20 protein-coding genes and 1 tRNA gene are annotated in these 26,806 nt (G+C 71.1%); 10 read left to right on the forward strand and 11 right to left on the reverse strand.

Annotated elements, in window-relative coordinates:
* Positions 1-185 precede the first annotated feature (185 nt).
* Entirely contained in the window at positions 186-512 is a 327-nt protein-coding gene (locus H504_RS43800; protein ID WP_342668747.1) for a hypothetical protein, read from the forward strand.
* A gap of 19 nt (positions 513-531) precedes the next feature.
* On the opposite strand, the gene H504_RS0101240 is transcribed toward H504_RS43800, so the two are convergent.
* On the reverse strand, positions 532-1,083 hold the full coding sequence (locus tag H504_RS0101240) for an HNH endonuclease (protein ID WP_084467278.1): 552 nt from the start codon (positions 1,081-1,083) through the stop codon (positions 532-534).
* Between the two features lie 287 nt (positions 1,084-1,370).
* Between H504_RS0101240 and H504_RS0101245 the strand changes: the two genes are divergently transcribed.
* The 3 genes from H504_RS0101245 to H504_RS0101255 are packed head-to-tail and all read left to right on the forward strand — an operon-like array spanning position 1,371 to position 4,453.
* Complete coding sequence (locus tag H504_RS0101245) at positions 1,371-2,360, forward strand: mechanosensitive ion channel family protein (protein ID WP_084467279.1); 990 nt, start codon at positions 1,371-1,373, stop codon at positions 2,358-2,360.
* A gap of 25 nt (positions 2,361-2,385) precedes the next feature.
* The gene (locus H504_RS0101250) at positions 2,386-2,805 is read left to right on the forward strand and encodes a globin (RefSeq protein ID WP_245614026.1); all 420 of its coding nucleotides are present in this window, start codon (positions 2,386-2,388) and stop codon (positions 2,803-2,805) included.
* Positions 2,806-2,863: 58 nt separating this feature from the next.
* On the forward strand, positions 2,864-4,453 hold the full coding sequence (locus H504_RS0101255; protein ID WP_026421270.1) for a glycoside hydrolase family 13 protein: 1,590 nt from the start codon (positions 2,864-2,866) through the stop codon (positions 4,451-4,453).
* A gap of 13 nt (positions 4,454-4,466) precedes the next feature.
* Here H504_RS0101255 and H504_RS0101260 read toward each other — a convergent pair whose 3' ends face one another.
* The 7 genes from H504_RS0101260 to H504_RS0101290 all read right to left on the reverse strand — a co-directional run bounded on the left by H504_RS0101260 (position 4,467) and on the right by H504_RS0101290 (position 19,240).
* Positions 4,467-5,102, reverse strand: a complete 636-nt coding sequence (locus H504_RS0101260; protein ID WP_026421271.1) for a DUF8010 domain-containing protein — start codon at positions 5,100-5,102, stop codon at positions 4,467-4,469.
* Positions 5,095-5,523, reverse strand: a complete 429-nt coding sequence (locus H504_RS0101265) for an acyl-CoA thioesterase (protein ID WP_026421272.1) — start codon at positions 5,521-5,523, stop codon at positions 5,095-5,097. The genes H504_RS0101260 and H504_RS0101265 overlap by 8 nt, the downstream gene beginning before the upstream one ends.
* 115 nt (positions 5,524-5,638) lie before the next feature.
* Positions 5,639-10,609, reverse strand: coding sequence for an NAD-glutamate dehydrogenase (locus H504_RS0101270; RefSeq protein WP_026421273.1), 4,971 nt, complete (start codon positions 10,607-10,609; stop codon positions 5,639-5,641).
* A 376-nt stretch (positions 10,610-10,985) separates the two neighbouring features.
* Positions 10,986-14,639: a hypothetical protein gene (locus H504_RS38265; RefSeq protein WP_051385376.1), complete on the reverse strand. Its 3,654-nt coding sequence runs from the start codon at positions 14,637-14,639 to the stop codon at positions 10,986-10,988.
* Positions 14,640-14,655: 16 nt separating this feature from the next.
* Positions 14,656-16,332, reverse strand: coding sequence for an energy-dependent translational throttle protein EttA (ettA, locus tag H504_RS0101280; protein ID WP_026421274.1), 1,677 nt, complete (start codon positions 16,330-16,332; stop codon positions 14,656-14,658).
* Between the two features lie 280 nt (positions 16,333-16,612).
* Positions 16,613-17,104 (reverse strand): single-stranded DNA-binding protein, encoded by a 492-nt coding sequence (locus H504_RS38270; protein WP_051385377.1) that lies wholly within the window; start codon positions 17,102-17,104, stop codon positions 16,613-16,615.
* A gap of 126 nt (positions 17,105-17,230) precedes the next feature.
* Positions 17,231-19,240: a bifunctional copper resistance protein CopD/cytochrome c oxidase assembly protein gene (locus H504_RS0101290; protein ID WP_026421275.1), complete on the reverse strand. Its 2,010-nt coding sequence runs from the start codon at positions 19,238-19,240 to the stop codon at positions 17,231-17,233.
* A 115-nt stretch (positions 19,241-19,355) separates the two neighbouring features.
* Here H504_RS0101290 and H504_RS0101295 point away from each other — a divergent pair, with 115 nt between their 5' ends.
* The 5 genes from H504_RS0101295 (at position 19,356) to H504_RS0101315 (ending at position 23,777) form a co-directional block, all read left to right on the forward strand.
* Complete coding sequence (locus H504_RS0101295) at positions 19,356-19,898, forward strand: DUF3558 family protein (RefSeq protein ID WP_084467281.1); 543 nt, start codon at positions 19,356-19,358, stop codon at positions 19,896-19,898.
* 137 nt (positions 19,899-20,035) lie between these two features.
* Positions 20,036-20,108: transfer RNA gene (locus H504_RS0101300), tRNA-Arg, on the forward strand.
* 726 nt (positions 20,109-20,834) lie between these two features.
* Positions 20,835-21,542, forward strand: coding sequence for a dihydrofolate reductase family protein (locus H504_RS0101305; RefSeq protein WP_281173577.1), 708 nt, complete (start codon positions 20,835-20,837; stop codon positions 21,540-21,542).
* 37 nt (positions 21,543-21,579) lie between these two features.
* Positions 21,580-22,566 carry a GTP cyclohydrolase, FolE2/MptA family gene (locus H504_RS0101310; protein WP_026421278.1) on the forward strand — a complete coding sequence of 329 codons (987 nt, stop codon included), beginning with the start codon at positions 21,580-21,582 and terminating at the stop codon, positions 22,564-22,566.
* Entirely contained in the window at positions 22,563-23,777 is a 1,215-nt protein-coding gene (locus H504_RS0101315; RefSeq protein WP_026421279.1) for a hypothetical protein, read from the forward strand. Before H504_RS0101310 ends, H504_RS0101315 begins: the two co-directional genes overlap by 4 nt.
* Before the next feature lie 19 nt (positions 23,778-23,796).
* Here the strand turns inward: H504_RS0101315 and H504_RS40740 are convergent, their stop codons facing one another.
* The 3 genes from H504_RS40740 to H504_RS0101325 are packed head-to-tail and all read right to left on the reverse strand — an operon-like array spanning position 23,797 to position 25,889.
* Positions 23,797-23,946 (reverse strand): hypothetical protein, encoded by a 150-nt coding sequence (locus tag H504_RS40740; RefSeq protein ID WP_157440144.1) that lies wholly within the window; start codon positions 23,944-23,946, stop codon positions 23,797-23,799.
* A 58-nt stretch (positions 23,947-24,004) separates the two neighbouring features.
* Entirely contained in the window at positions 24,005-25,012 is a 1,008-nt protein-coding gene (locus tag H504_RS32780; RefSeq protein WP_051385378.1) for an isopenicillin N synthase family dioxygenase, read from the reverse strand.
* A gap of 25 nt (positions 25,013-25,037) precedes the next feature.
* The gene (locus tag H504_RS0101325) at positions 25,038-25,889 is read right to left on the reverse strand and encodes a mycofactocin-coupled SDR family oxidoreductase (protein ID WP_026421280.1); all 852 of its coding nucleotides are present in this window, start codon (positions 25,887-25,889) and stop codon (positions 25,038-25,040) included.
* A 95-nt stretch (positions 25,890-25,984) separates the two neighbouring features.
* Between H504_RS0101325 and H504_RS0101330 the strand changes: the two genes are divergently transcribed.
* The gene (locus tag H504_RS0101330) at positions 25,985-26,806 is read left to right on the forward strand and encodes an LLM class F420-dependent oxidoreductase (RefSeq protein WP_035302975.1); all 822 of its coding nucleotides are present in this window, start codon (positions 25,985-25,987) and stop codon (positions 26,804-26,806) included.

Below are 26,806 nucleotides of genomic sequence, written 5' to 3' on the forward strand. Positions count from 1 at the left end.
TGGAGCGCGGCACCCGGGTGACCCGCGGGACCCGGGTCACCATGGGCACCAGGGTCACCGCCCAGGCCGGGCGCGGCACCCGAGTCACGCGCGGCACCAGGGTGACGGCACTGCTCGGGACCCGGGTGACCGGCGAGTTCGACCGCGGCACCCGGGTCACCCGGGGTACCCGCGTCACCGCCGAACTGGACCGCGGCACCCGCGTCACGCGCGGCACCAGGGTCACCTCGGAACTGGACCGGGGTACCCGCGTGACCCGTGGCACCAGGGTCACCGCCGAGGCGGACCGGGGCACCCGGGTCACGCGCGGCACCCGGGTCACGTCGCAGGAGCGCGGGACGCGGGTCACCAGGGGTACGCGGGTCACGTCCGCCGTCGAGCGGGGCACCCGGGTGACGCGCGGGACGCGGGTCACCGCTCAGCACCGGGGTACGCGGGTCACGCGCGGGACCCGGGTCACGCTGCAGGAGCGGGGCACCCGGGTCACCCGGGGCACCCGCGTCACGGCCTAGGCGCACTGGGGCGGATCCGTCAGGCGGCGGGTTCGCCCAGGTAGGGCAACCAGAGCGGGTCGGCGTCGAGCACGCCCGCGAGCAGCCGCCAGTGCGGCCCGCGCGGGGCGGTGGGCACGACCCGCAGCCGCCAGCCCAGTTCGGCCAGCAGCTTGTCCGCCTTGCGGTGGTTGCACCTGGCGCAGCAGGCGACGCAGTTCTGCCAGGTGTGCTGACCGCCTCGGCTGCGCGGGATCACGTGGTCTATTGTCTCCGCTCGGCCACCGCAGTAGGCGCAGCGGTACCGGTCGCGGTGCATGAGTCCGGCTCGGGTGAGCGGGACCCGGCCGCGGTAAGGGACGCGCACGTAGCTGCTGAGGCGGATCACCGAGGGGATCACCACGGTCGACGTCGCGGAGTGCACCACCATGCCCGCCGGGTCGCCGTGCACGACCTCGGCCTTGCCGCAGACGACGAGCACTACCGCCCGGCGCAACGACAGCGCGGTCAGCGGTTCGAACGTGGTGTTGAGCAGCAGGACCCGCCGCCTGCCCCAGGAGGGCGCGGGCGAGCTCGGCACGGGGACGGCCACGCAGGTCGGGGCAGCCCGGCTCGCCTGAACCACGCCATCCGGCGCGGTACCCGGCTCCGGGCACAGTCTGGGCCCCGGCGCGTGCCCCGAGGGCACGCCGGAGCGGGTCGGTTGTCGGTCTGGCACTCGACCACCTCCACCGATGCTGCCTAAGTCGACCACACACCGGGGCCACTACGCACGCGTGTTCTGTGACGTGTCCCGGATCACCCGGCCAAATCGGGGTGAACGCGGCTCGCGCATCCCGTTTCGACCGATGTCGCCCCGGCCGGCTATCGTCGGCCCCGATGAACGCCTCGATCCCCCTCACCGGACTCCCGTTCTCCATGGAGCCGCCCAAGTGCATCACCGACGACGGGTCGTGGTGCGCGGAGGTGTGGCGGCTGACCGGCAACGAGTGGCTGGCCGCCTCGGCGGGCTGGCTGGTGGCCAAGCCGCTGAAGATCCTGGTGATCTTCCTGGTGGCGTTCGTCATCCGCTACCTGGTGCGCAGGCTGATCGACCAGTTGACCTCCGGGCAGGGCAAGACCCCCGCGCTGCTGCGGCCGCTCAAGGAACGCGCGCCGCAGGCCCTCGGCGCGTTGATCTCGGAGCGGCGCCAGCAGCGGGCCAAGACCATCGGCTCGGTGCTCAAGTCCGTGGTGACCTTCCTGGTCTACGGGCTGGCGTTCATGATGGCGCTGGGCGAGCTCGGGGTGAACCTGGGACCGATCATCGCGTCCGCCGGGATCGTCGGCGTCGCGCTCGGGTTCGGCGCGCAGAACCTGGTCAAGGACTTCCTGTCCGGGATCTTCATGATGCTGGAGGACCAGTACGGCGTCGGTGACGTGGTCGACGTCGGCGCGGCCAGCGGCACGATCGAGGCCGTCGGCCTGCGGGTCACCACGCTGCGCGACGTGAACGGCACCGTGTGGTACGTGCGCAACGGCGAGATCCTGCGGGTCGGCAACTCCAGCCAGGGCTTCGCGGTCGCCGTGGTCGACCTGCCGGTCGGCTACGGCGTGGACGTCACCGCCGTGTCCGACCTGCTGCACGACGTGGCGACCACGCTGGCCAAGGCGGAGCCGTTCTCGGCGGACGTGATCGCGCCGCCGGAGGTGCTCGGCGTGGAGAAGGTCACCCCGGAGAGCGTGACGATCCGGATGACCGTGAAGGTCCGGCCGGGCCGCCAGTGGGCGGTGCAGCGGGCGCTGCGGGCACGGGCCATGGCGGCGATCGAGGAGGCCGGGATCCAGCCGCCGATGGGCAGGCTGTTCCCCCCAACGGCCGCGGACTAGCGGTCGGTACGCGAGGATGGACGTCGTGGGCACACCGTTGAACCCGTCCGACCCCCCGGAGAACCTCCCGGTCGAGAACTTCTACGAGGCGGTCGGCGGGGAGCAGACCTTCCACCGGGTGGTGGCCCGGTTCTACGCCGAGGTCGCCCAAGACCCGCTGCTGCGGCCGATGTACCCGGAGGAGGACCTCGGTCCGGCCGAGGAGCGGCTGCGGCTGTTCCTGATGCAGTACTGGGGCGGGCCGCACACGTACTCGGACCGGCGTGGGCACCCGCGGCTGCGGATGCGGCACATGCCGTTCACCATCGGCCCGGAGCAGCGGGACGCGTGGCTGCGCTGCATGCGGGTCGCGGTGGACTCGGTCGGGCTGGCCGAGGCGCACCGGCAGCGGTTGTGGCAGTACCTGGAGATGGCGGCGAACAGCCTGCTCAACAGCTGGGCCTGACGGGTTCAAGATCACAGGTGCTTCGCGCGCAGCGGCACCGCGGGCAGGATGGACAACCGTGCGACGATCCGCCGAACCGGACCACCCGGGAAACCAGCAGGCACCGCCGTGGTGGCACCGGGCCGTGTTCTACCAGGTGTACGTGCGCTCCTTCGCCGACGCGAGCGGCGACGGGGTGGGCGACCTGGACGGGATCCGCTCCCGGCTGGGCTACCTGGAGCTGCTGGGGGTCGACGGGCTGTGGCTGACCCCGTTCTACGCCTCGCCGATGGCCGACCACGGCTACGACGTGGCGGACCCGCGCGCGGTGGACCCGCTGTTCGGTGATCTCGACGCGTTCGACCGGCTGGTGGCCGACGCGCACGCGCGCGGCATCAAGATCACCGTGGACGTGGTGCCGAACCACGTGAGCGACCGGCACCGCTGGTTCCAGGAGGCGCTGGCGGCAGGCCCCGGCTCAGCGGAGCGGGCCAGGTTCTTCTTCCGCGACGGCCGCGGCGACGGGCCGCCGAACAACTGGACGAGCGTGTTCGGCGGGCCCGCGTGGACCCGGGTGCCGGACGGCCAGTGGTACCTGCACCTGTTCGCCCCCGAGCAGCCGGACCTGAACTGGGACAACTCGGAGGTCCGCGCGGACCTGGTGACCACGCTGCGGTTCTGGCTGGACCGGGGCGTCGACGGGTTCCGCATCGACGTGGCGCACGGGATGGCGAAACCGGCCGGGCTGCCGGACATGCCGGAGTACCTGCGGGTGGTGCACGGCGCGCACGGGCACGGCCCGGACGACCCGCGGTTCGACAACGACGAGGTGCACGAGGTGCACCGGCTGATCCGCAAGGTGACCGACGAGTACCCGGGCAGCATGGCGGTCGGCGAGATCTGGGTGCAGACCGACGACCGGTTCGCCCGCTACGTCCGGCCGGACGAGCTGCACCTGGGTTTCAACTTCGCCCTGGTGGGGGCCGATTTCGACGCGGACGCGGTGCGCAGGGCGATCGACCTGTCGCTGGCGGCCGTGTCCCGCTCCCCCGCGCCGCCGACGTGGACCCTGTCCAACCACGACGTGCCCAGGCACGTGTCCCGGTACGGCGGCGGTGACGTCGGCGCGCGGCGCGCGCGGGCGATGGCGTTGGTGGAGTTAGCGCTGCCCGGCGTGGTGTACCTGTACAACGGCGAGGAGTTGGGGCTGCCCAGCGTCGACCTGCCGGACTGGGCGCTGCAGGACCCGATCTGGGAGCGGTCGGGGCACACCGAGCGCGGCCGGGACGGCGCGCGGGTGCCGCTGCCGTGGGAGGGTTCCGCGCCGCCGTTCGCGTTCACCGAGGGCGAGTCGACGTGGCTGCCGATCCCACCGGAGTGGGCCGGGTTGACCGTCGAGGCGCAGTTGGAAGACCCGGAGTCGATGCTGTCGCTGTACCGACAGGCGTTGGAGCTGCGGAAAACCCACCCGGGCTTCGAAGGCACGGGGCTTGAGTGGTACGGCGCCCCGCCGGGGTGCTTCGCGTACCGGCGCAAGGGCGGCGGGTTGATCTGCGCGCTCAACACCTCCGGCGCGCCGGTTCCGTTGCCGCCCGGGGAGATCCTGCTGTCGTCGGGTCCGATCGAGGGCACGGACCTGCCGCCGGAGACATCTGTGTGGCTTGTCTGACCGGCTGATCCGGCTAGACGAGCAGTGGCAGCAGGGCGTGTCGGCGGCGGACAACGGCGCCGTAGCGGGCGTCCAGGCGCAGCCACGCGTCGGTGGCGGTCACCCGGATCCGGTCGTCCGCGCCGTCGTCGGCGAGGAAACCCATGCCGGACAAGGCGAACAGGCAGCGCAGCGGGACCTTCACCTCGAGGCCGTCGCCGGACACGGTCAGCACGGTCTGGTCCAACAGGGACGCGGGTGGTGTCCCTTGTGGACCGACGTTCTCCCGGGCGACCGCGATGCCCTTGTCGGCCAACTCGGTGACCATCCGGGCGGGCAGCAGGTCAACCACCTGCCAGTGCTTGGTGGGCGGCAGGGCGGAGCGCCACAGCATGTCTCGCGGCGGACCCGGGTCCAGGTGATCACCGCGGACGACGGCGAGCGCGGCGAGCAACTCGTTGCCGGACACGGTCATGTCGGTCGGCTCGACCGTCCCGCGCGCGGTGCGGGTGGCCAGCACGTCGAACGGGGTGGCGACCCAGGCGTCGAGCAGGCCCTCGTCGCGCGAGCGCAGGCGGACCACGGCCTGCTGGTCGAGCCGGACCGCGCGGGCGACGAAGGCGCCGAGGTCGTCGCGGTCGGACGGGTCGGCGAAGCGCAGTTCAGGCACCGTTGCCCCCGTGCCACGCGGCGAGGAAGTCACGTTCGGCGTCGGTGATCCGGCGGGGCTTGCCCTCGGCGAGGTCGTACGGGGCGAGCGTGGTGGACGCGGTGACCGCGACCTGGTCGGACTCGGCCGGTCCGCCGCGGATCGAGTAGTCCATCACGAAGTACGCGGCGCGGATCTCCCGAACCGACATCTCCACCCGTAACGCGCCGCCGTTGGCGAACAGCGGGGCGCGGTACTCCACGGTCAGCTTCGCCACCACCACGCCGCGGGCCAGGTCGTGCGCGCCACGGCGTGCGGCCTCGTGGAACAGCAGGTCGATACGGGCCTCTTCCAGCAAGGTGACCGTGTGCGCGTGGTTCACATGGCCGTACACGTCCATGTCCGACCAGCGCGGCCGCACCTCGGCGACGAACACACCCAAACGACTGCCCCTCCCGGCTCACCCACTGCTCACCCAGACCCTATCTCGCCCTGGTCGCGACCGATTTCGGGCCGCGACCAGGGCGAGTTCGGGAGTGTCCTGCCAGCCGACCCGGCTAGCGGACCATGCTGCGGACCTGCCGCGCGGCCACCGACAGCGTCGCCAGGTCCAGCCTGCCGGAGGCGTGGATCTGCTCCAGCGCGGTGCGCGACCGGGCCAGCCGGGACGCGTTGACCCGCTCCCAGGTGGCGATCTTGTCCTCGGCCGCCTCGCCCGGCTCGGCCTGGCGCAGCACGTCGAGGGTGATCGCGCGCAGCGACCCGTACAGGTCGTCGCGCAGGGCGAGCCGGGCCAGCGCGTGCCAGCGGTTGCCGCGCTCCAGCGCGCTGACCGAGCTCAGCATCTCGTCGATGTTGAGGTGGTCGGACAGCGCGTAGTAGAGCTGCGCCGTCTCCAGCGGGCTGCGCTCGGACTCCACGCCCGCGTCCCGCTCGGCCAGCTCCGACACCTCGGTGATGTCGAGCAGGCTGTACGCGTCGAGCATCCCGGACACCCGCTTGGCCAGCGCCGCGGGCACCCCCGCCTGGACCATCCGGTCCGCGTCGGCGGCAGCCTCCTCGCGGGCGTTGCCGCGCAACAGGTCGCCGACCACGGGGGCCAGCTCGCCGACCACCCGGTGGAACCGGCTGATCTCCGCGCCCACCGCCAGCGGCTGCGGCCGGTTCGACAGCAGCCACCGCGACGCCCGGTCGACCAACCTGCGCGACTCCAGCACCATGGCGTCGGCGACGTCGGTGGGCACCACGTTGTCCAGCGCGTCGATCTCGGACCACAGCGACGGCAGGTCGTAGACCCGGGTCGCCACCACGAACGCCCGCACCGCGTCGGTCGCGCTGGCGCTCATCTCCTCGGCCAGGCGGAACGCGAAGGAGATGCCCGCGCCGTCGACCACCTCGTTGACCAGCAGGGTCGTGGTGATCTGGCGGTGCAGCGGGTGCGCTCCGATGGCCTGCCCGAACCGCCTGCGCAACTGGGTCGGGAAGTAGTCGACCAGCCTGCGGGCGAACACGTCCTGCTCGGGCAGCTCGCTGGCGAGCACGTCCTCCTTGAGGGCGAGCTTCACGTGCGCGAGCAGCGTCGCCAGCTCCGGCGAGGTCAGCCCGTCGCCGGACTTGTCCATCGCGCGGAACTGGGCGCGCGAGGGCAGCGCCTCCAACTGGCGGTCGAAGCCCTCCTCCTGCTCCAGGGAGTCGACCAGGCGGGCGTGCACCGACAGCATCGGCTTGGCGTGCGCGCGGCTGACGCCGAGCACCGCGTTCTGCCGGTAGTTGTCGGCCAGCACCAGCGCGCCGACCTCCTCGGTCATCTCGGCCAGCAGCGCGTCGCGGTCGGCCCTGGCCAGCTCGCCGTCGCGGACCAGGTGGTCCAGCAGGATCTTGATGTTGACCTCGTGGTCGGAGCAGTCCACCCCGGCGCTGTTGTCCAGCGCGTCGGTGTTGACCTTGCCGCCCTTGCGGGCGAACTCGATCCGGCCGCGCTGGGTCAACCCCAGGTTGCCACCCTCGCCGACGACCTTGGCCCGCAGCGCCGACCCGTCGACCCGGACCGCGTCGTTGGCCTTGTCGCCGACATCGGCGTGGCTCTCGGTGCTCGCCTTGACGTAGGTGCCGATGCCGCCGTTCCACAGCAGGTCGACCTCGGCGAGCAGGATCGCCTTCATCAACTCCTGCGGGGACAGCTTGCCGGTGTCCTCGGGGATGCCGAGCGCGCGGGCCACCTCGGCGCTGATCGGGATCGCCTTGAGCGTGCGCGGGAAGACGCCGCCGCCCGCGCTGATCAGCGAGCGCTCGTAGTCGTCCCAGGAGGACCGGGGCAGCTCGAACAGGCGCTTGCGCTCGGCGAAACCGACCTCGGCGGACGGGTCCGGGTCGAGGAAGACGTGCCGGTGGTCGAACGCGGCCACCAGGCGGATCTTCTCGGAGAGCAGCATGCCGTTGCCGAACACGTCACCGGACATGTCGCCGACCCCGACGACGGTGAACTCCTCGGTCTGCGTGTCCGTGCCCAACTCGCGGAAGGCGCGCTTCACGCTCTCCCACGCGCCCTTCGCGGTGATGCCCATCGCCTTGTGGTCGTAGCCGACCGAACCGCCGGAGGCGAACGCGTCGCCCAACCAGAAGCCCCGGCTCATCGCGACCTCGTTGGCGATGTCGGAGAACGTCGCGGTGCCCTTGTCCGCGGCCACCACCAGGTACGTGTCGTCGCCGTCGTAGCGCACCACGCCGTGCGCGGGCACGACCTGCCCCGCGTCCAGGTTGTCGGTCAGGTCGAGCAGGCCGGAGATGAACATCCGGTAGCAGGCGATGCCCTCGGCCAGGAACGACTCGCGGTCCAGGCTCGCGTCACCGGTCGCCGCGGGCGGGCGCTTCACCACGAACCCGCCCTTCGCGCCGACCGGCACGATCACCGCGTTCTTCACCGCCTGCGCCTTCACCAGGCCCAGGATCTCGGTGCGGAAGTCCTCCCGGCGGTCCGACCAGCGCAGACCGCCGCGGGCCACCGCGCCGAACCGCAGGTGCACGCCCTCGACCCGCGGCGAGTACACGAAGATCTCGAACCGCGGCCGGGGCTCCGGCAGGTCCGGCACCGAACGCGGCTCCAACTTCACCGCCAGGTACGGGCGCGACGAACCGTCCGCGTCGCGGACGAAGTAGTTGGTGCGCAGCGTCGCCCGGATCATGGTGAGCAGGCTGCGCAGGATCCGGTCCTCGTCCAGGCTGGTCACCCCGTCGATCAACTCGGTGATCTCGGCGACCCTGGTGCCGGACTGCGCCTGCCGGGACTCCTCGGTGAGCGACGGGTCGTGGGCCACCTCGAACAGGCCGACCAACGCGGTCGCGACATCGGTGTGCGCGAGCACGGCGTCCTCGATGTACTCCTGCGAGTACGGGGTGCCCGCCTGCCGCAGGTACCGCGAGTAGGCCCGCAAGATCACCGCCTGGCGCCAGGTGAGACCGCCGCGCAGCACGAGCGCGTTGAACCGGTCCGGCTCGGCGTCACCCCGCCAGATCGCGGCGAACGCGTCCTGGAAGTGGACCCTCGCCTGGTCCAGCGTGTCCGCGTCCCGACCCTCCAGCACCGAAGGCTCGATCCGCAGACCGAAGTCGTAGATCCACCAACGCCTGCCGTCCTCCGGACGCAGCTCGTACGGGCGCTCGTCGACCACCTCGACGCCCATGTTCTGCAGCACCGGCAACACCTGCGACAGCGTCACGCCCTCGCCGGACAGGTACAGCTTGAACCGCCGCTCCCCCGGCGCCGCGCCCTCCGGCAGGTAGAACGACATGTCCAAATCGGACTCACCGGACAGCCCGTGCAGCCGGTGCAGGTCGGCCAGCGCGTCGGCGGCGGTGAAGTCCTCCTTGTAGGCCTCCGGGAACACGCTCGCGTACCGCTGGCCCTGCTCGGTCGCCGACTCCGAACCCAACTGCGAACCGAGGTCGGCCTGCTCGCGCTGCTCGGCGAACACGGCCTCGACCAGGCGGTCGTCCCAGCCGCGCACCGCCTCGGTCAACCGCTCCTGGATGCGCTGCACGTCCGGGTCGACCTGGCGGCCCGGGTCGGTGTGCACGATGAAGTACACCTGGGCCAGCGGCGTCTCCCCCAGCCGCGTGCTGAACTCCAGGTTGGTGCCGCCCAACTCGTCGAGCAGCACCTCCTGCATGGCGATGCGGGAAGTCGTGGTGTAGCGGTCGCGGGGAAGGAAGATCAAGCACGAGAAGAACCGGTTGTACGGGTCGCGGCGCAGGAACAGCCGCAGCCTGCGCCGGTCGGCCAGCGCCAGCAGACCCGTCGCGGTCTGGTACAGCGCGTCGGCGGTCGTGGAGAACAGCTCGGCGCGCGGCCAGTTCTGGATGACCTCCAGCATCCGCTGACCGGAGTACGACTCCAGCGGGAACCCGGCCTGGTGGATCACCTCACGCACCCGGCGGGCCACCACCGGGATGTCCAGGACGTCCTCGTGCAACGCGTTCGTGGTGAACACACCGAGGAAGCGGTGCTCGCCGTTGACCTTGCCGTCCGCGCCGAAGGTCTTCACACCGACGTAGTACGGGTACGTGGAACGGTGCACTGTGGAGGGCGCGCTCGCCTCGGTGAGCACCAACAGTCGCGGGGCGAGGGCGTACGCGGCGGAATCGGGACCCGCGGTGAGGCTGCGCGCGGCGAGACTGTCCTGCCGCAACACACCCAGGCCGGACGCCAGGACGGCCCGCAACGCCGGGTCGCCGTCCTCGCTGACCACCTCGTTCTGGCGGTAACCGAGGAAGGTGAAGTGGCCGTCGGCCAGCCAGCGCAGCAGCGCGGCGCCGTCGCGCACCTCGTGGTCGTCGACCGGCGGCGGGTTGCCCTCCAACTGGTCGGCCAACGCCCGCGCGGTCCCGGCCATCTTCTCGGTGTCCTCGACGACCTCGCGCACGTCGTTGAGGACGCTGAGCAGACCGGTCTCGATCTCCCGCGCCCGGTCGGCGTCGGTGAGCAGGTCCACCTCGATGGACATCCACGACTCGGCGAACGCCTCCCCGGGCGGGGCGTCCGGGTCGCACCGGGGCAGCACGTCCTTGAGGCTGCCCGCGAGATCGCGGCGCACCACCACGATCGGGTGCACCACCCGCTGCACCTGCACACCGCGGCGCACCAACTCGGCGCTCACGGACTCCACCAGGTACGGCATGTCGTCGGTGACGATCTGCACCACCGAACCACCCGTCGACCACCCGTCGGTCGCCGGGGTCGGGTTCAGCATCCGCACCGCGGGGCGACCCTTCACCCTGGTCAGCGCCAACTGCGCGTGCGAACGCACCGCGCCGACGAGGTCGACCGGGTCGTCGTCGATGACCTCCTCGGGCGGGATGTAGCGGAAGTAGAGGCGGATGAGGTCGGCGATGTCCGGCGCCTGCTCGGCCGCGCGCTCGATGAGGTCGTCTCTTTTTTGTTCCGGGCTGCTGCTGACCGGCCGCCCGGCCGACGCCGAGCCGTCGACGCTGACGGCTCCATCGGTGCGGGACGGTGTTCCAGTCGAGGTCATGGTGTTCCTTGGCTCCACGCTTGGCGGCACGCCGCTGTGCCGCATGCACCCCACACACTAGTGCCGCCGGACCGCCCGCCCGCACGTCGGGACGCGCCGTTGACCCCACTCGACATGGCGTTTTCCGAGGTGGGAACGGTGTGTTCGGACCGTCGTGGCGCACTGGCCACCTCCCGGTGGCCGGTTGTCGCGGATCAGCCGGCCCGGGTGGGACGGCGGATGAAGATCAACAGCTGTGGAGCGCGCCGATCCCGGTGCGCCACTGGGCCTTCCGGCGGTCACCCACCCGGCCGGACACCGGCGGCGAGCGGGTGTTCTGCGGGAACTGGAGGTCGACGGTCGGGGTTGGCTGTGGGGCGACGTTGCCCGGGTGGGATCAGCCGCTTTCGAAGTCGGCGGGCGCCCACTCGGAGGACCGGTGCCGGCCGCGCAGCGGGGACGAGGAGGAACGGCGGGTGGGGCGCTCGGTCGGCTCGGCGGCGCGGGCATCGGCCGCCCAGGTGGCGCCGTCGGTGCTGGGGGTGGGCCAAGTGGGTTGGTCCGGCCAGTGCGACTCGGTCGACATGCGGGACCAGCGGGGCAGCTCACCGGTCGGCCGGGTCTTCGCACCGTCGTCCGGCTGGGGGATGTCGGTGGAGCGCAACAGGTCGCCGAGGCGTTGGGGCTCACTGGCCGACTCCGCGGGGGGCGGCCAGTCGACGGCGGGTGGGTCGTCATCGGGTTGGGTGGCCTTGAAGGCGACCAGTGCCTCGGCGAGCAGGTCGGCGAGACCACTGGGGTTGGTGCGCTCCCGCCTGCTGCTCGGCGAACGCCGCCTGCGCGTGGGCAGGGTGGTCCGGTCGTCCAGGTCCTCGACCGGGATTTCCTCCTCGGCCGGGGTGATCTCGGTGCTGGCGGCGGTGGTGCGCGGCAGACCGCGCAACCGGGCGGCGAAATCGATGGCCTGGCGATCGGTACCGGTGGGCTCGGCACTCACCTGCCCGGCCGACCAGACACCGCTGTTCTCCCCGGCCCGCCGCCCGGACTCGCCTCTCGCGCCGACGCGGTCGCTCTCCGGCCGCCCCGACGCGGCCGACCAGGCCGGGTCATCAGCCGAACCGTGCCGCGGTCCGGAATCACCCGATGTCGACCAGGTGGCACTGGATTCACCGGGCGCGGGTGGGGAATGACCTGTGTCCACGGGATCTGGCGCCGAGCGGGCACTGCCGCGCTCGTCCGAACCATGCCGGGAGTCGCCCGCCTCGGCTTCCGAGAGGTCGCTGGGCTTGGCGGGTGGGGGTGGGGTGATGGCCGCCCACACGCCGCTCGTCTCGCCGGGGCGATGTGGCCGGGCCTCGGTGGCGTCCGCGGTGAACCAGGTGCCGCTGGACTCGCCCGTTCGGATGGCGGGCCACACGCCGCTGGGGTTGGTGGTGGGCTCGGCGGCGAGGGTTTCGCTGATCTTGCTCGCGGTCGGTGGGGTGGGGTCATCGGGGCGCGGCGGATCTGGCTCGGGGGACGGCCATGATCCGCTGGGGTCGGCGTCGGGGGCCATGCCGGGGGGGAGCATGGGTGGGGCCGGGAGGTTGGTGCCGACGAGGGCGTTGGGGTCGTAGTAGTCGTCCTCGCCGTCGGGGGCACGGCGGCGGCCACCTGGCTCGGGGGTGCGGCCGAAGCGGCTGAGCATCGACTGGACGCCTTCGTCCGGTGTGGACTCCTCGGTCGACTTGGCGCGACGGGCGGCGCGGCGGCCGATCGCACCGGTGTTGGTGCTGACCGGGTCGTCGGTCTCGTAGTCGGGGGTCTCGTGATCGCGGGTCTCGTCGACGCCGGCCTCTTGGTCACGGGGCTCGCCGTCGTGGGCTTGGTCGTCGTGGGCCTGGTCGTCGTGGACGGCGTCGATCGGGGCGGTTGGCTCGTCTTCGTCGGAGCGGGTTTGCCGTGGGATGGCACCGGAGTTGCGGAGGCTCTCGACGGTGTCGGCGAGCTGTTCGGAGGTCCGGTGCAGGCGCTCGGTCCGGCGCAGCACAACGGGCGCGGGACTCGACGGCTCGGGGACGACCAAGGCGGCGCGGGCGGCCAAGAGCAACGCCTCGACACCGTCCGCGGGGCCGTCCACGGTGCCGGGGCCCGCCGCCACCCCGGTGCTGATCATGAGCTCCTGGCCCTGGTCGTCGATCAACCACTGGGCCTCGGGCGCGGTGTCCCGGATCGCCTTGGCCAGCGCCTCGGCGTCGGCGCGGGTCGTCGACGGGAGCAGGACGGCGAACTCGCCCCGGTCCGACCGGAGCAGTTCCGCGTTCGACGGCGCCAGGTCCCGCACGTGGATCGCCAGGGCGTTGAGGGTGACCTCGCCCCCGACCGGCAGCGGCGGCTCCTCCGGGTCCACCGGCTCCGCGACGCCCTTGGGCCACACGCGCACCAGCGTCACCGCGAACGAGTCCTCCGCCACCGGGTACGCGTCGGTCGGCTCATCCCCGGCGACACCCACGTCTTCCACCCGGCGCCTGCGTGACCGCGCGGACTCCTTGCGCGAGGTGCCTGCCGACGCGGACTTACCCCCTCGACCGGCGGCAGTCTCCGGCGCACGGTCGACCTTCTTGCTGCTCTTGTCCCGGGCGGGCTCGGCGCCGCTCTTGGTCACACGCTCGTTGGCGGTGGGCTCGGTGTCCTGGGCTTCGGGCGAATCAGGTCGGGTCGTGGACTCGGTGGTCTTGGGGGACTTGCTGTCGGTCGGCTCGCCGTGTTTGCCGGTGGGGGTGGCCGGATCGACCTTGGTGACCGGCATGGGGGTGGTGGTCTCCACGTCCGCGGGTTCCCCGGGCTCGACGGCGTCGGCGCGGCGGCGGGCCGCGCGGGTGTGGGCGCGCGAAGTGCGCTCGACCTGCAGGGGAACGGTGGCGGTGGACTCGGTGCCCGCGTGCGGGGTGTGCTCGGCGGGGGCCTGCCGGACGGTGGCGCGCAGCAGACTGACCGCGCTCTCCGGGTCGCGGACCGCGCCGACCTCGGTGATCAGCGCGGCTCGGGCGGACTCGGCGGCCCGCAGGTAGCGGTACTCGGCGGCGCGGGCGGACCGCAGGGCGTGCAGGGCGTCGACGTGGTGGCCCGCTTCCTCCTCGGCGTGCGCGAGGAAGGTCCACGCGTCGGCGAGCAGCGAGTCGAGGTGGTGGCGTTCGGCGAGCCAGACCACGTCGGTGAGCAGGGCGCGGCCCAGTTCGGCGCGACCGGAGGGCAGGTGGACCCGGGTGGCCATGGCCAACCGGAGCCTGCCGAGGGCGAGCGCCGAGGTGGCCCGGACCGGGGCGTCGAGCACGGTCGCCGCGGCGGCGACGGCGTCGTCGAGGTCGCCGTCGTCGAGTTGGGCGCAGACCAGCTCCAGCACCAGCCTGGCCCGTGCCAGGCCTGCCTCGACCCCGGCGCCGCTGAGCTTGTCGATCAGGGCGAGGCCGTCCCGGGCGGCCTCGGTGGCGGCCTCGGTGTCGCCGTGGCGGCGGTGGTAGGAGGCGGCCCGCACGCACAGCAGGGCGCGTTCGAGCCTGCGCCCGTCCTGACCGAGGTCGGTGTCGGCGGCCAGCAGCCGATCGGCCTCGGTGAGCGCGTCCTCCAGGTCGTCCCGGCCGCCGACGTGCGCGGCGCAGGCCACGAACTGCCCGAGCGCGAGCGCCCGGGTGGCGGGAGCCGCCGTCGAGGTCTGCAGCACCGGCCGGAGCAGTTCGCAGCCGGCCAGGGGCTCGCCGAGCACCCGCGCGCAGGCGGCGAGCGCGACCCGCACGGCGGCGGCCCGTTCGACCAGGCCGCCGCCGGTGACCGCGTGCAGGGCGGCGAGCGCGGGCTCGACCGCCTCGGCGTGTCTGCCGAGCCGCACCAGCGACCCGCCGAGCACCACCCGGGCCGAGGTCGCCGTCGCCTCGGACGCGGCCGGGGCGCGCAGGGCGCCCGCGGCGAACTGGACCGCCAGTTCGGGCGCGCGCCAGCGCAGTTCCTCGGCCGCGGCCACGAGCGCGGCGCTCTCGGCCGGTCCCGCCGCGGATAACTCGTTCCAGGCCGCCACCTCGCCGCTCCCCCGTCTAGTCCCGGGTGAGCTTGCGGTAGGTCACCCGGTGCGGGCGGGCGGCGTCCGCGCCCAACCGCTCCACCTTGTTGCGCTCGTACCCCTCGAAGTTGCCCTCGAACCAGAACCACTGGGCCGGGTTCTCCGGGGTGCCCTCCCAGGCCAGGATGTGCGTGCAGGTGCGGTCGAGGAACCACCGGTCGTGGGAGATCACCACCGCGCAGCCGGGGAACTGCTCGAGCGCGTTCTCCAGCGAACCCAGGGTCTCCACGTCGAGGTCGTTGGTGGGCTCGTCGAGCAGGATCAGGTTGCCGCCCTGCTTGAGGGTCAACGCCAGGTTCAGCCGGTTGCGCTCACCGCCGGAGAGCACGCCCGCGGGCTTCTGCTGGTCCGGACCCTTGAACCCGAAGGCGCTGACGTAGGCCCTCGACGGCATCTCGACCTGGCCGACCTGGATGTAGTCCAGGCCGCCGGAGACCGTCTCGAACACCGTCTTCTTCGGGTCGATGTTGGCCCGGCCCTGGTCGACGTAGGACAGCAGCACCGTCTCGCCGATCTTGACGTTGCCCGCGTCCGGCTGCTCCAGGCCCACGATCGTCTTGAACAGGGTGGTCTTGCCGACGCCGTTGGGGCCGATCACGCCGATGATGCCGTTGCGCGGCAGGTCGAAGGAGAGACCGTCGATGAGCACCCGGTTGTCGAAGCCCTTGCGCAGCTTCTCCACCTCGACCACCACGCTGCCCAGACGCGGGCCCGGCGGGATCTGGATCTCCTCGAAGTCGAGCTTGCGGGTCTTCTCCGCCTCCGCGGCCATCTCCTCGTAGCGCTCCAGGCGGGAGCGCGACTTGGTCTGCCGGGCCTTGGCGTTGGAGCGGACCCAGGCCAGCTCCTCCTTGAGCCGCTTCTGCAGCTTCTGGTCCTTCTTGCCCTGGACGGCGAGCCGCTCGGCCTTCTTCTCCAGGTAGGTGGAGTAGTTGCCCTCGTACGGGTACGTGCGGCCGCGGTCGATCTCCAGGATCCACTCGGCCAGGTTGTCCAGGAAGTACCGGTCGTGGGTGACGGCGAGGACGGCGCCCGCGTACTGCGCGAGGTGCTGTTCGAGCCAGAGCACGCTCTCGGCGTCCAGGTGGTTGGTCGGCTCGTCGAGCAGCAGCAGGTCGGGCTTGGACAGCAGCAGCTTGCACAGCGCGACCCGGCGGCGCTCACCACCGGAGAGCACGGAGACCTCGGAGTCCGGCGGCGGGCAGCGCAGCGCGTCCATCGCCTGCTCCAACTGGGAGTCCAGGTCCCACGCGTCGGCGTGGTCGAGCTCCTCCTGGAGGCCGCCCATCTCCGTCATCAGCTCGTCGGAGTAGTCGGTGGCCATCAGCTCGGCGATCTCGTTGAACCGGTCGAGCTTGAGCTTGATCTCGCCGAAGGCCTCCTGGACGTTGCCCAGGACGGTCTTCTCCTCGTTGAGCGGCGGCTCCTGCTGCAGGATGCCAACGGTGTAGCCGGGCGAGATGAACGCCTCGCCGTTGTTGGGCTGGTCGAGCCCGGCCATGATCTTCAGGACGCTGGACTTGCCCGCGCCGTTGGGACCAACCACCCCGATCTTCGCCCCGGGCAGGAACTGGAGGGTGACGTCATCAAGGATGACCTTGTCCCCGTGCGCCTTGCGCACCTTCTTCATGGTGTAGATGAACTCGGCCATGCTCGCGATCGTAGAGTGGTCGGTCGTCGCCCCTGAGCGCGACCGGGGGGACGGATTGTCGGGGGGATCGCCCGGCTGGGTGCCCCTGTCGGAGTTCAGCCGAACGTCAGTGGTCGCGGAGAGCGTGCCCCGGCGGCCGCCGGGGCGCCCCGGACGACCCCGCCCACCGGCCAAGATCCGATCGGCGCGCGGTCGCCCGGGTGGCCTGCGGGTTGGCCGGGTCCACCCTCCGTGTTCGCTCAGCGCGGGACATGCCCCGTGCGTGGTCATCGCAAACACCTCAGGCCGCCCGTTCAAGCGGTTCGGGCAGGTCGAACGGGAGCAGCGGGGCGGTGGCCGCCGTCGAGCCCACTGTCGACCCCGCTGTCTCGACCGGGTCGCTGTGGTCGGTGGAGCCGGTGGTCACCCAGTTCGGCCGGGTGATGGCGATGTCCTGGAACAGCACGTCCGCGCCGATCGCGCGGGCGTCGACCAGGGCCTCGAAGCGGTGCGGGTCGTCGTCGGCGGAGCGCTGGTCGCGGTGCCGGAGCCTGCCGTACACGATCACCCGGTCACCGCGGTGCAGGGTGCCGCGGACCGCGGCGCCCAACCCGTCCCACGAGTTGACGGTCAGGAACAGGGTCTCGCCGTCCACCCAGGCGTCGTTCTCCCGCAGGTAGCGGCGTTCCTTGGCCATCATCCGGAACCGGACGAGCTGCTTGTCCTCGGGGTAGCGGCGGGCGGTCACGTCGCCGACCACCCGGCCGACCAGCGTGATCATGGTCTCGTTCATCGTGTCCTCCCGGTTTCGCGCGCCGCCGTCGGGCGCTGCCGGGACCAGGGTGCCCGCCGGAACCGGGGGTTGGCGGCGGTCCGGGTCAGGCTGGGGACGGCCGCCCCGGGTGTGGACAACTCGCGATCATGGTTGGTGCTTGCCCTCGGCCAGGTGGCGGAGCATCGCGTTGTACGCGTCGAGGTCGTCGGTGGTGCCCTCGTCGACCCGGCGGTCGGAGCGGCGGGCCTCCCGGTCGTCCGCGCGCGACCACTGGACCAGCAGGGCGAGCAGGACGATCAGCAGCGGCACCTCGCCGGACGCCCAGGCGATGCCGCCGCCGAGCCGCTGGTCACCGAGCAGGTCGGTGTTCCACGGCAGCCCGAGGCCCTGGTAGAAGCGCTCGCCGATGACGGTCTGCATGCTCATCAGGATCACGCCGAAGAACGCGTGGAACGGCATTGACGCGAACACCAGGCCGAGGCGGCCCAGGTGCGGCAGCCTGCGCGGCGCGGGGTCGGTGCCGATCACGGGCCAGTAGAAGATGTAGCCGACGAGCAGGAAGTGCGCGTTCATCACCAGGTGCGCCCAGTGCTGCTCCAGTGCCGCGTCGAACAGCCCGGTCAGGTAGAGACCGTAGAACGAGCCCACGAACAGCACGAGAGCGACTACGGGATGCGTGAGGAACCTGGACACAGGCGAGTGGACGAACGCCAGCACCCACTCGCGCAGACCGGGCGGGGCGTCCTTACCGGCGGCAGGTAGCACCCTCAGCGTCAAGGTCACCGGTGCTCCGAGGACCAAGAGCACCGGTGCCAACATGGACAGCATCATGTGCGCTTCCATGTGCACGCTGAACATCGACGGCGAGTAGCGGCCGAACCCGGACGACGTGGCGAACAGGATCACGAAGCAGCCCGCCAACCAGGAGACGAGCCTGCCGATCGGCCAGGCGATCCCCTTGGCTCGCAGCCGCAGGAACCCGCGCAGGTAGAGACCGGCGAGCACGATCGCCGCGGTGCCGAAGACGAGGTCGAACCGCCAGGCGAACAGCAGGTTGGCCAGCGTCGGCGCCTGGTCGATCGGGTAGCCCAGGGCGAGTTCGACCGGGCCGGGCTCGGTCGCGTTGAGCTGCGGCGGTGGGGTCCTGGCCAGCGCGGCGGCGATGCCGATGGTCAGGATCATGATCAACACCTCGACGGCGGCCAGCCGGACCAGTGCCCCGCCGGTGCCCTTCTCGACGATCCCGCGCACCCCCCGCTCACGCTGGAAGTAGCCGAACACCCCCAGGATCAGCAGCGCGGCGGTCTTGGCGAGAACGAGCGCGCCGTACCAGGTCGAGAAGAGGTCGCTGAGCGGAAGCCGGACGAGGGCGTTAACAACGCCCGATACGGCCATCACCAACCAGCACACGAAGGCCATACGAGAGAAGCGACTCGCGGCGAGCGCGAGGTGCTCACCACGTCGGCGTCCGTGCGCCAGCAACGCGATAAGACCCCCGACCCACAGCGCGGCGGCGACGAGGTGGAACAGGAGGCTGTTGGTCGCCACGTCGTGCTGGCCACCCGCGGAAGAGTGCCCGGTCACGGCCACCGGCACGATCCCCACGACAGCGACAACGAACAGGGCCGCCGTCCACCCCCACGACAACACGAACCGCGTCGCGACAAGAACAACGAGCGCGATACCGGCGGTCAGCAACCACGCCTGCGACTGGGACAACGAGCCGACGAGGTCAAAGAGGACATCGCCCCGCAGCACCGTCGTGATCGATTGGCCCACCGCGTCAGCGGCCGTGAACGGCGCGGAGGCCAACGCGCCGATGAACCAGACCGCCGCACCCCACGACGCCATCCGCAACGCGGCATAACCGCCGACGTCGAGGACCCCGGAACTCTGCGGCGGTACGAGGAACGCGGCGAACAACAGTGAACCGACAGTGACAACGCAACCGATCTCGGTGAACACGCGCACGACCGTCAACGCGTGTTCGGTGAACGCGTCCGGGGTCGGCAATCCCTCGATCTCGTAGGGATTGGCGCCCGACGCCGCCACGAGCGCGGCACCGACAAGGGCCGCGAGCAGCCCCCCGACCACGATCAGCGGAGCCAGGCCCGATCCCGGGCGCCGGGTCGCGGTGGAGCTGTCAAGAGGCACGGGTCCGAGCGTAGTAGCCCGACCGGACGACTCCGAGGGGCGCCGATTCCCATAAGAGCCGGGGTTGGGGTAATCACACACAAACCGGTCAGGCATTACCGTGGTAGGCGTGAGGATGGCTGTGTTCGTAGTCGCCTGCGGCGCGCTGCTGGCCGCGTGTGGCGCACCCGTGGCGGGCCGCCCGGTACCCGCCGCCGGTTTCGGCGCGGTCACCACGGTCACCACCAAAGCCACCGTTCCGTCACCGCTATCCCTCGAAGGCGTCGACCTGTGCGGGTTACTGACCCCCACGGACCTCACCGCCGCAGGCGGCCTCGCCGCACCCCCGCGCAAGAGCACCGCCACCTTCCCCGACGCCTGCGACTACCCCCTGGCGAACGGCGCCACCGGAGACCTCGCCCTGGTCGCCTTCCACAAACCCCTCCCCCAAGTCCGCCGCGACCAACCCGAGGGCCACGCCGAGTCCACCCTCGGCTACCCCACGTGGCTGCACTGCGCAACCGCCGACGGCTACCGCACGTGCACCGCAGCCGTCGACATCCGCCCCGACAGATCCCTGCTGGTCGCGGTGGACAAACGCGACATCTCCGAGGCCGCCCTCCTGCACCTGCTGCAACCGCTCACCGAACACGCGGTAACCAGACTCCCGCACGCGTAGCGCGACCACCCCTCCCCCGAACGGGCGTACCAAAGCGGCGTTCGTCACCCGATCAGTTCCAGGCGGAAACGGTGAGCCCGCCTACAACGATCAGTCCCGTGAGCGGACTACTGTGCAGCCTCGGCCGCACGGCCCAAGCCCCCGTAGCTCAGCGGATAGAGCAGGAGCCTTCTAAGCTCTTGGTCGCAGGTTCGAGTCCTGCCGGGGGCACGAGCTTGGCGTGTCCATGCCCGCGGAGAGCGCGGGCCGGGGCGCTCGTCATTTCTTCTGGGGTGCGACCCCAGGCCGCCCGGTGGGCTTCGCCCCCGGACACCCGTCCGGGGGTCGGGCGGATGGGGTACGAGCCTGCCCGGGGCACCGAGAACATGGACAACATCGACAGTCGGGCGAGTGACTCTCGGTGGGCGCGACTCGCTTGGCCGGACCGCTTCTCGATCTCCGGCGGCGATCAACTTCGGAGCTTGGGGCACTCACGGGCGAATAGCTTCGTGTCCGGCCACCTGTATGCGGCGTCCGGTGGGATGGAGAATTTAAACGCTCGCGAAAATGTTTGGGGACTTGTCGAGCGTATTCTGAAAAAGGGGTCGACGTCGCTGCGGGGAGATTGATGGCAATGGCGTAGGCGACGGGGGTGTGGGAAGTGTCGGTGAGGGTGTGGACGGGGCCGGGGGCGGACGCAATCGCTTGGGGGCGTGGGGAGGCGGGCTGTGGGCGTGTGGGGCGTCTTCGGTGGGGGGTCTGGGGGCGGGCCGTGGGGTGTCTGGGTGGGGGTGCATTCGGGTGTTGCGGCTTGACGTCTGTGGAGGGGGCATCGGAGGATGGGGGGCGCCTGGTGTTCGTCAAATGCCGCTCTTGCAGGTAGTGCATCGATAAGTCGCTGAGGCAGGCTTCTCCGCATGAACTGGAATGGCTTGAGCCGTGAGTAGCGATATCAGCGTGGCGGCGTGTCTGGCTGCCTCCGTTGACGGGCGGATCTGGCATCCGGACGTTCCGGTGCTGGGCTCCGATGACGATCGTCAGGTGTTGGAGGCGGTTCGGTCGCAGGCTGACGTCCTGCTTTACGGGGCTGGTACGGCGCGGGCCGACAGCAGGCGGCGCATCCAGTTCCGGCATGAGCGGTACGCGGCGGTCGCGGTGGGCAGGCTCGCTCGTGTCGTTCCGCCGATCGCGGTGTTGTGTCGGTCGCTTGACTTCGACTTCTCCTCGCCGTTTTGGACTTCTGACTGCCCCATGGCGATTGTGCGGGACGCGTCCTCTCCGGGGGTGGCGTCCAGTCCGGTGCCTGCGGGGGTGGAACTGCTTGCGGCGGCCGGCGAGTCGTTGGCTGCTGCTGTCGGGGCTGTGGCCTGTTGGGCGCGGCGGGTACTCGGCGGTGCGGCGGATGGCCGCACGATCCGCGTGCTGTGTGAGGGGGGTGGGCACCTGGTCGGTTCCCTGGTACGGGCCGGGTTGCTCGACGAGCTCTTTCTCACGGTGACGCCGTGGGTGTTGGGGGACGGCGGCACGCCAAGCACATCGGCGATCCTCACACCAACACCGCTGACGTTGCCCGAGTGGCGAGTGGGGGCGGCCGGGGAGGTGTTCCTCCGCTACCGCCGCCCCGGGGCCGACCCGTGGGCACCCGAGGGCATCACCAGCGCGTGACACCCGCCTGAAACCCCCTCGCACCGAAGGAGATCCGGTGACCACCACTCCGGTTGAGCAGGACGTGTTACCCGCTGCCAAGGTCGACTTGGAGCACGATGTTCCCGCCCAGGCGCCCGAGACGCCGTTGTCGGTGGACGAGGTATCGATCTTCAACCAGCGTGCGCCGTTCGCGGTGACCGATCCCCTTTTCGGCAGCGCGGTCATCCTGTGTGACGTGGTTGTCGGCTGCTCGCTGAGCCGTGGTCAGCGCGGCATCCACATGTCCAGGATGGAAGTCGCCCTCGGCGAGGCGTCCCAGGGCACCGGGGCACTGGCGAGCGCGGCGGTTCTCGTGGCCCGCCAGATCTCCGGCACGCAACGGATGCCCGCTGCCTGGGCCCATCTGAGCGGCGAATGGGTTCTCACCAACCAGACCAGGGTGACCGGGCTGGCTTCGCGCGATCGGGTCGTGGTGGGCGCGGCCGCGCGGCTGGCTCCGGGGGCCGGTCGGGTCGAGGTCAGCTTGTCGGCGACGACCATGACGGCGTGTCCCTGCATGCAGGCCTACGCGCTCGATGACCTGCTCGCCCACTTCGGTCACGCCAACGGTTCTCCCGAGGAGGTCGCCGCCGCCCGCGCCGCGGCCAGGGTCGCCGTGCCGGTGGCGACGCACAGCCAGAAGGGACGGGTGACGGTGACGGTGGGCGTACCCAGCTCCGATGACCCGGCGGCCGTTCCCGTGCCGACGTATGCCGACCTGATGGACGTCATCAGCGCCGGAACGACACTGACGAGCGAGCTGCTCAAGCGACCGGACGAGTACGAGTTGGTCAAGCGAGTCCACCTTCGCGCCCAGTTCGTCGAAGACGTCGTGCGCGACACCGCGGCGGCTGCCGCGCGACACCCCCGCATCGCCGCGGAAGCGACCCTCACGGTGGCCGCGGAGAGCTACGAGAGCATTCACGGGCACGACATCCAGGCGCGGCTGACGTGCCCGGTGTCCGAGCTGCGCGCGCAACTCGGCGACGCGGCACCGGCGTGACGGACCTGTGGGTTGTCCGGTTGCGTGCGGAACGGTGTGCTCGGGGCTGGGACGAGCGCACAGCGGCGGCGGAGCTCGGCCGTCTGCTCACCACGGACCACGATTCCAGTCCGGGTCCGGACGACTGGCTCTCCTGGGAACGGGGCAACCGTCCCCCCGCCGCGGTCAGGTCGGCTCTGGCCCGCTTGTTCGGCACCGTCACGGCGGGCCTCTTCGCTGAGGCCGCACCGCCTCGCACGGACCTCTCATTTGCCGAACGGCAGCACACCGCCTCCCTGGTGCGGGCGGGCCGGGTCGAGGAAGCGCTGGCAGGACTGAAAACTGTGGTCGACCACCTCTGCGGTGACTACCCGACGAGGTCACCGGCAGCGCTGTCCACGGACGCCCTCTCGTGGGTGACATTGATCGATGCCGCCGCCACGCCGGACCTGCCGGACGACGTGAGCGAGCCCCTGCATCTCCTGGGCGGCTGGCTCACGCTGCTGCGGTCGTCGGTCGAATACGACCAGGGGCACGTCCGCCGCGCTCAGGAACTGCGGCGGTCGGGTCTGGAAACCGCGACTCGTACCGACGACAGGTCGATGGCCGGATGGGGGCACGAGATGGGTGCCTGGTTCGGGTTGACCCAGGGCCGGCACGACGAGGCACTCAGGGCGGCGGCCGCGGCGCAGGAAGCCGCCCCGATGACCGCGGTCTCCTCGCAGGCCGCGGGACTCGCGGCCCGAACCTGGGCCAGACTGGGTGACGCCAACCGGGTCGACGAACACCTTCGGGCCGGTCGCGAAGTCCTGGAGGCGCTGTCCGAGACCGTCGATCCCGATCACCAGTTCTCCGTCGACCCCGGGCGGTTCGAGTTCCAGCAGATGGACTGCGAGCGCGTGCTCGGGCGGACGGACTTGGCCCTGACCCACGCCGAGCACGTCATCCGCCTCGGCACGCTGGCCGACGGCACCGAGCGAACTCCCTTGCGCAACGCGGAGGCACGCATCGCCGTGGCCACGGCACACCTGCGGAACGCGGAACTGGACGACGCGATCGAGGTCGGGCTGCGCGCCCTGACCAGCGCCCGCCAATCCCTGCCGTCGCTGGCGATGGTCGCCGACGAACTCCGGCGGGAACTGCGCGCACGGTACCCGGAGGACTCGCGCGCGAACGAGTTCCACGTGGCAGCGCGCAGACTGCGGGACCAGGTCGACGCCGCCGGACCCTAGTGCCTCGGACCATGCGGCTTCACGAACACGGTTCCCGCCAACCGATCGACGTCTTGGTCAGGAACTCGGCGCTACCGGTCGGACCCGGGAACTCACTGGCACCCCAGCGCACCGCGCCGAGAGCCGCCGGTGGTAGTTCCCCGTCCGACCGGCCAACGAGTCGGGACACCAGGCCAGGCTTGCGGCTCTTTGACCGGTCGGTCCGAAGTGGAGGCACGGCTCCTCCCTCAGTGCCTCGGTACCTGTCGGCCACGAGCCGGGTCGTGGACCTGGCCGGTGAAAGACACGTGGCCCGCCTGCACCCGGTCGTCGAGGTAGGAGAACGCCTCGGCGGTTTGCGACCACAGGTGTTGGCCCGCGATGACGGGGGCGCGGGCGGGGCGGGCGTCGCTCACGAACTGCGGGCGTGGGGCCACGGGCGTCCAGTAGTCGACGGTGCAGAACACCGGCCACGAGCAGCGGCCTCCGGTGCTCTGGCGCACCCGGTGGGTCGTCGCGGGGAACTCGCCGTTGGTCCAGACCTCCATGAGTTGGCCGAGGGTCACGGCCAAGCGGCCCGGAACAGGCGGTGTGGCAACCCATTCGCCGTCGACCGTGCGTTGTTCCAGGCCGGGGGAACTCGCCCGCAGGATGGTGAAGCACTCGTAGTCGGTGTGCTCGTGGCACGCGGGCAGTGTCCGGTCGCGGTCACCGGGCGGGTAGTGCGGGTAGTGCAGCAGGCGCATGGCGGTGCTCGGCTGCCGCAGATGGGGGTCGAAGTAGTCGGGCGCCTCGTCCATGGCGATGGCCAGGCCGCGGAAGACCGCGCGGGCGACCGTCAGCATGTGGGCGAAGTACTTCTCGACCGGCTCACGGAAACCGTCCAGGTCCGGCCACTGGTTCGGACCCGCCATGGGATCGCGCCCGCACCCGGCGGGCAGGTCCTGGGCGAGTTCGTAGACCTCGTTGTGGTCGGTTCCCCCGTGTTCCTCGCCCAGGGGGGCGAATCCGCGGTGGTATTTCGAGCGGTCGATGTGTACCGCCATTCGGGCGTCGAACGGCTGGGCGAAAAAGGCCCGGGTGGCCCGGTCGACGGCGTGCAGCAGGTCGGGTTCGGGCAGCGCACCGCTGATGGTGAACGGTCCCACGGTGGTGATCGCGGATCGCATCTGTTCGCCCGCCGCCCGCTCGGCGGCGTGGTCCGTCCGGGTCAGCAGGGGAGTGAGATCGATGTCGGGGATCGATGACGTGGTCACGTGGGTGGGCTCCCTGCGAATCGGTTCAGCCTGCGAGAAATCCCCCGTCGACGGGGAGGGCGATCCCGGTGACGTACCGGGCCAGGTCGGACCCGAGCCACACCACGGCATGGGTGATGTCAGCGGGCTCCACCAACTCGACGGGCAGCGGCGAGCCGAGCCGGGCGCCGATGCCCGTCCGGTCGTAGTAGTCCTCGCTGTGCGGGTTGTTCACCATCGCCGTGTCGACCCCGCCGGGCAGCACCGCGTTGACCCGCACCCCTTGCGGCCCAAGGCTGTTCGCGTAGGTTCTCATCAGCCCCAGCACGGCGTGCTTGCTGGCCGTGTACGCGATGGCGCCGGGAGAGTCACCCCCGACCCCCGACACGGAGAACGTCGAGCCGATCATGACCACCGAACCGTGGCCGCTGCCGACCAGACACTCGCGCGCGACCTCCACGGTGTGCCAGACACCGGTGACGTTGACGTCGAGCACGTGCCTGAACACGTCGGGGTGGGCACTGTCGAGGGTGACTGGGGCGATGCCCGCGTTGGCGACCACGATGTCGCAGCCGCCGAACTGCTCGACCCCCCGCCGGAACGCGGTCTCCAGGCTCGTCCGATCGCGCACATCGGCCTGTGCCGCGACGATCGCGCGGCCTTCGGCCCGCACCAGACGCGCGGTCTCGTCGAGATCCGCCGTCGTGGACAGGGAGTAGGGCACCGACTCGATGGGGCGACCGATGTCGACGGCGATGATGTCGGCGCCCGCACGGGCCAGCCCCACGGCGTGGCTTCGTCCCTGCCCGCGCCCCGCCCCGGTGACGAGCGCGACGCGGCCCGCGAGGGAACCTGTTGCGGTGACTGCATTCGGCTGCGGAGTACGCTCGGCCGTCATACCCCCGATTGTCCCACACGGGTTCGGGACAGTCGAGGTACTGGCGCACCAAGGAATTTCCACCGCGCGAGCACGATTTCCCTTACTATGAGCCGATGTTGTCCTCGGACGTGAACGCGAGACCGATCAGGATCGGCGCGCACCTGGAACCCGAGCACGTCGACTACCGGGACATCAGGCACGCGGTCAGCGCCGTGGAGGACCTGGGCGTGGACATGGTCACCACGTGGGACCACTTCTTCTCGTTGAGCGACGACCCCCAAGGCCGCAACTTCGAGTGCTGGACCATGCTGGCGGCCTGGGCCGAGCAGACCAGTGTCGTCGAGATCGGGCCGCTGGTGAGCTGCGTGGCGTACCGCAACCCGGACCTCATCGCGGACATGAGCCGCACGCTCGACCACGTGAGCGCGGGTCGGTTCGTACTCGGCCTGGGTTCGGGGTGGGCTGAGCGGGATTTCACCGAGTACGGGTACGAGTTCGGCACGATGGGCAGCCGAGCGGACGTCCTCGACGAGGCGCTGCCGCGGATCGAGGCCCGCTTCGCCCAACTCAGCCCGGCACCGACCCGGCGGATTCCCGTCATGATCGGCGGGACGGGCGAGCGCCGAACCCTGCGTACCGTGGCCAGGCACGCCGACATCTGGCACGGCATGGGCAGCCCCGAGGAGCTCAAGCACAAGCACGCGGTGCTGGATGCCTGGTGCGGCCGGGAAGGACGCGACCCCGCGTCGATAGAGCGCGCGGTCATCACCGACGATCCGCCGGGTGCGGTCGGCGGCTACGGCGACCAGGTCGTGGCAACGGGAACGACGCTGATCGCCGTGGGCCTCAACGGGCGAACCATCAAGGAACTGGACAAGATCCAGGCATGGGTGCGGTGGCGCGACCAACGCAACGCCGATCGCCCCCGGGGATAG

Source organism: Actinokineospora inagensis DSM 44258, assembly GCF_000482865.1.
GTDB classification, from domain to species: domain Bacteria; phylum Actinomycetota; class Actinomycetes; order Mycobacteriales; family Pseudonocardiaceae; genus Actinokineospora; species Actinokineospora inagensis.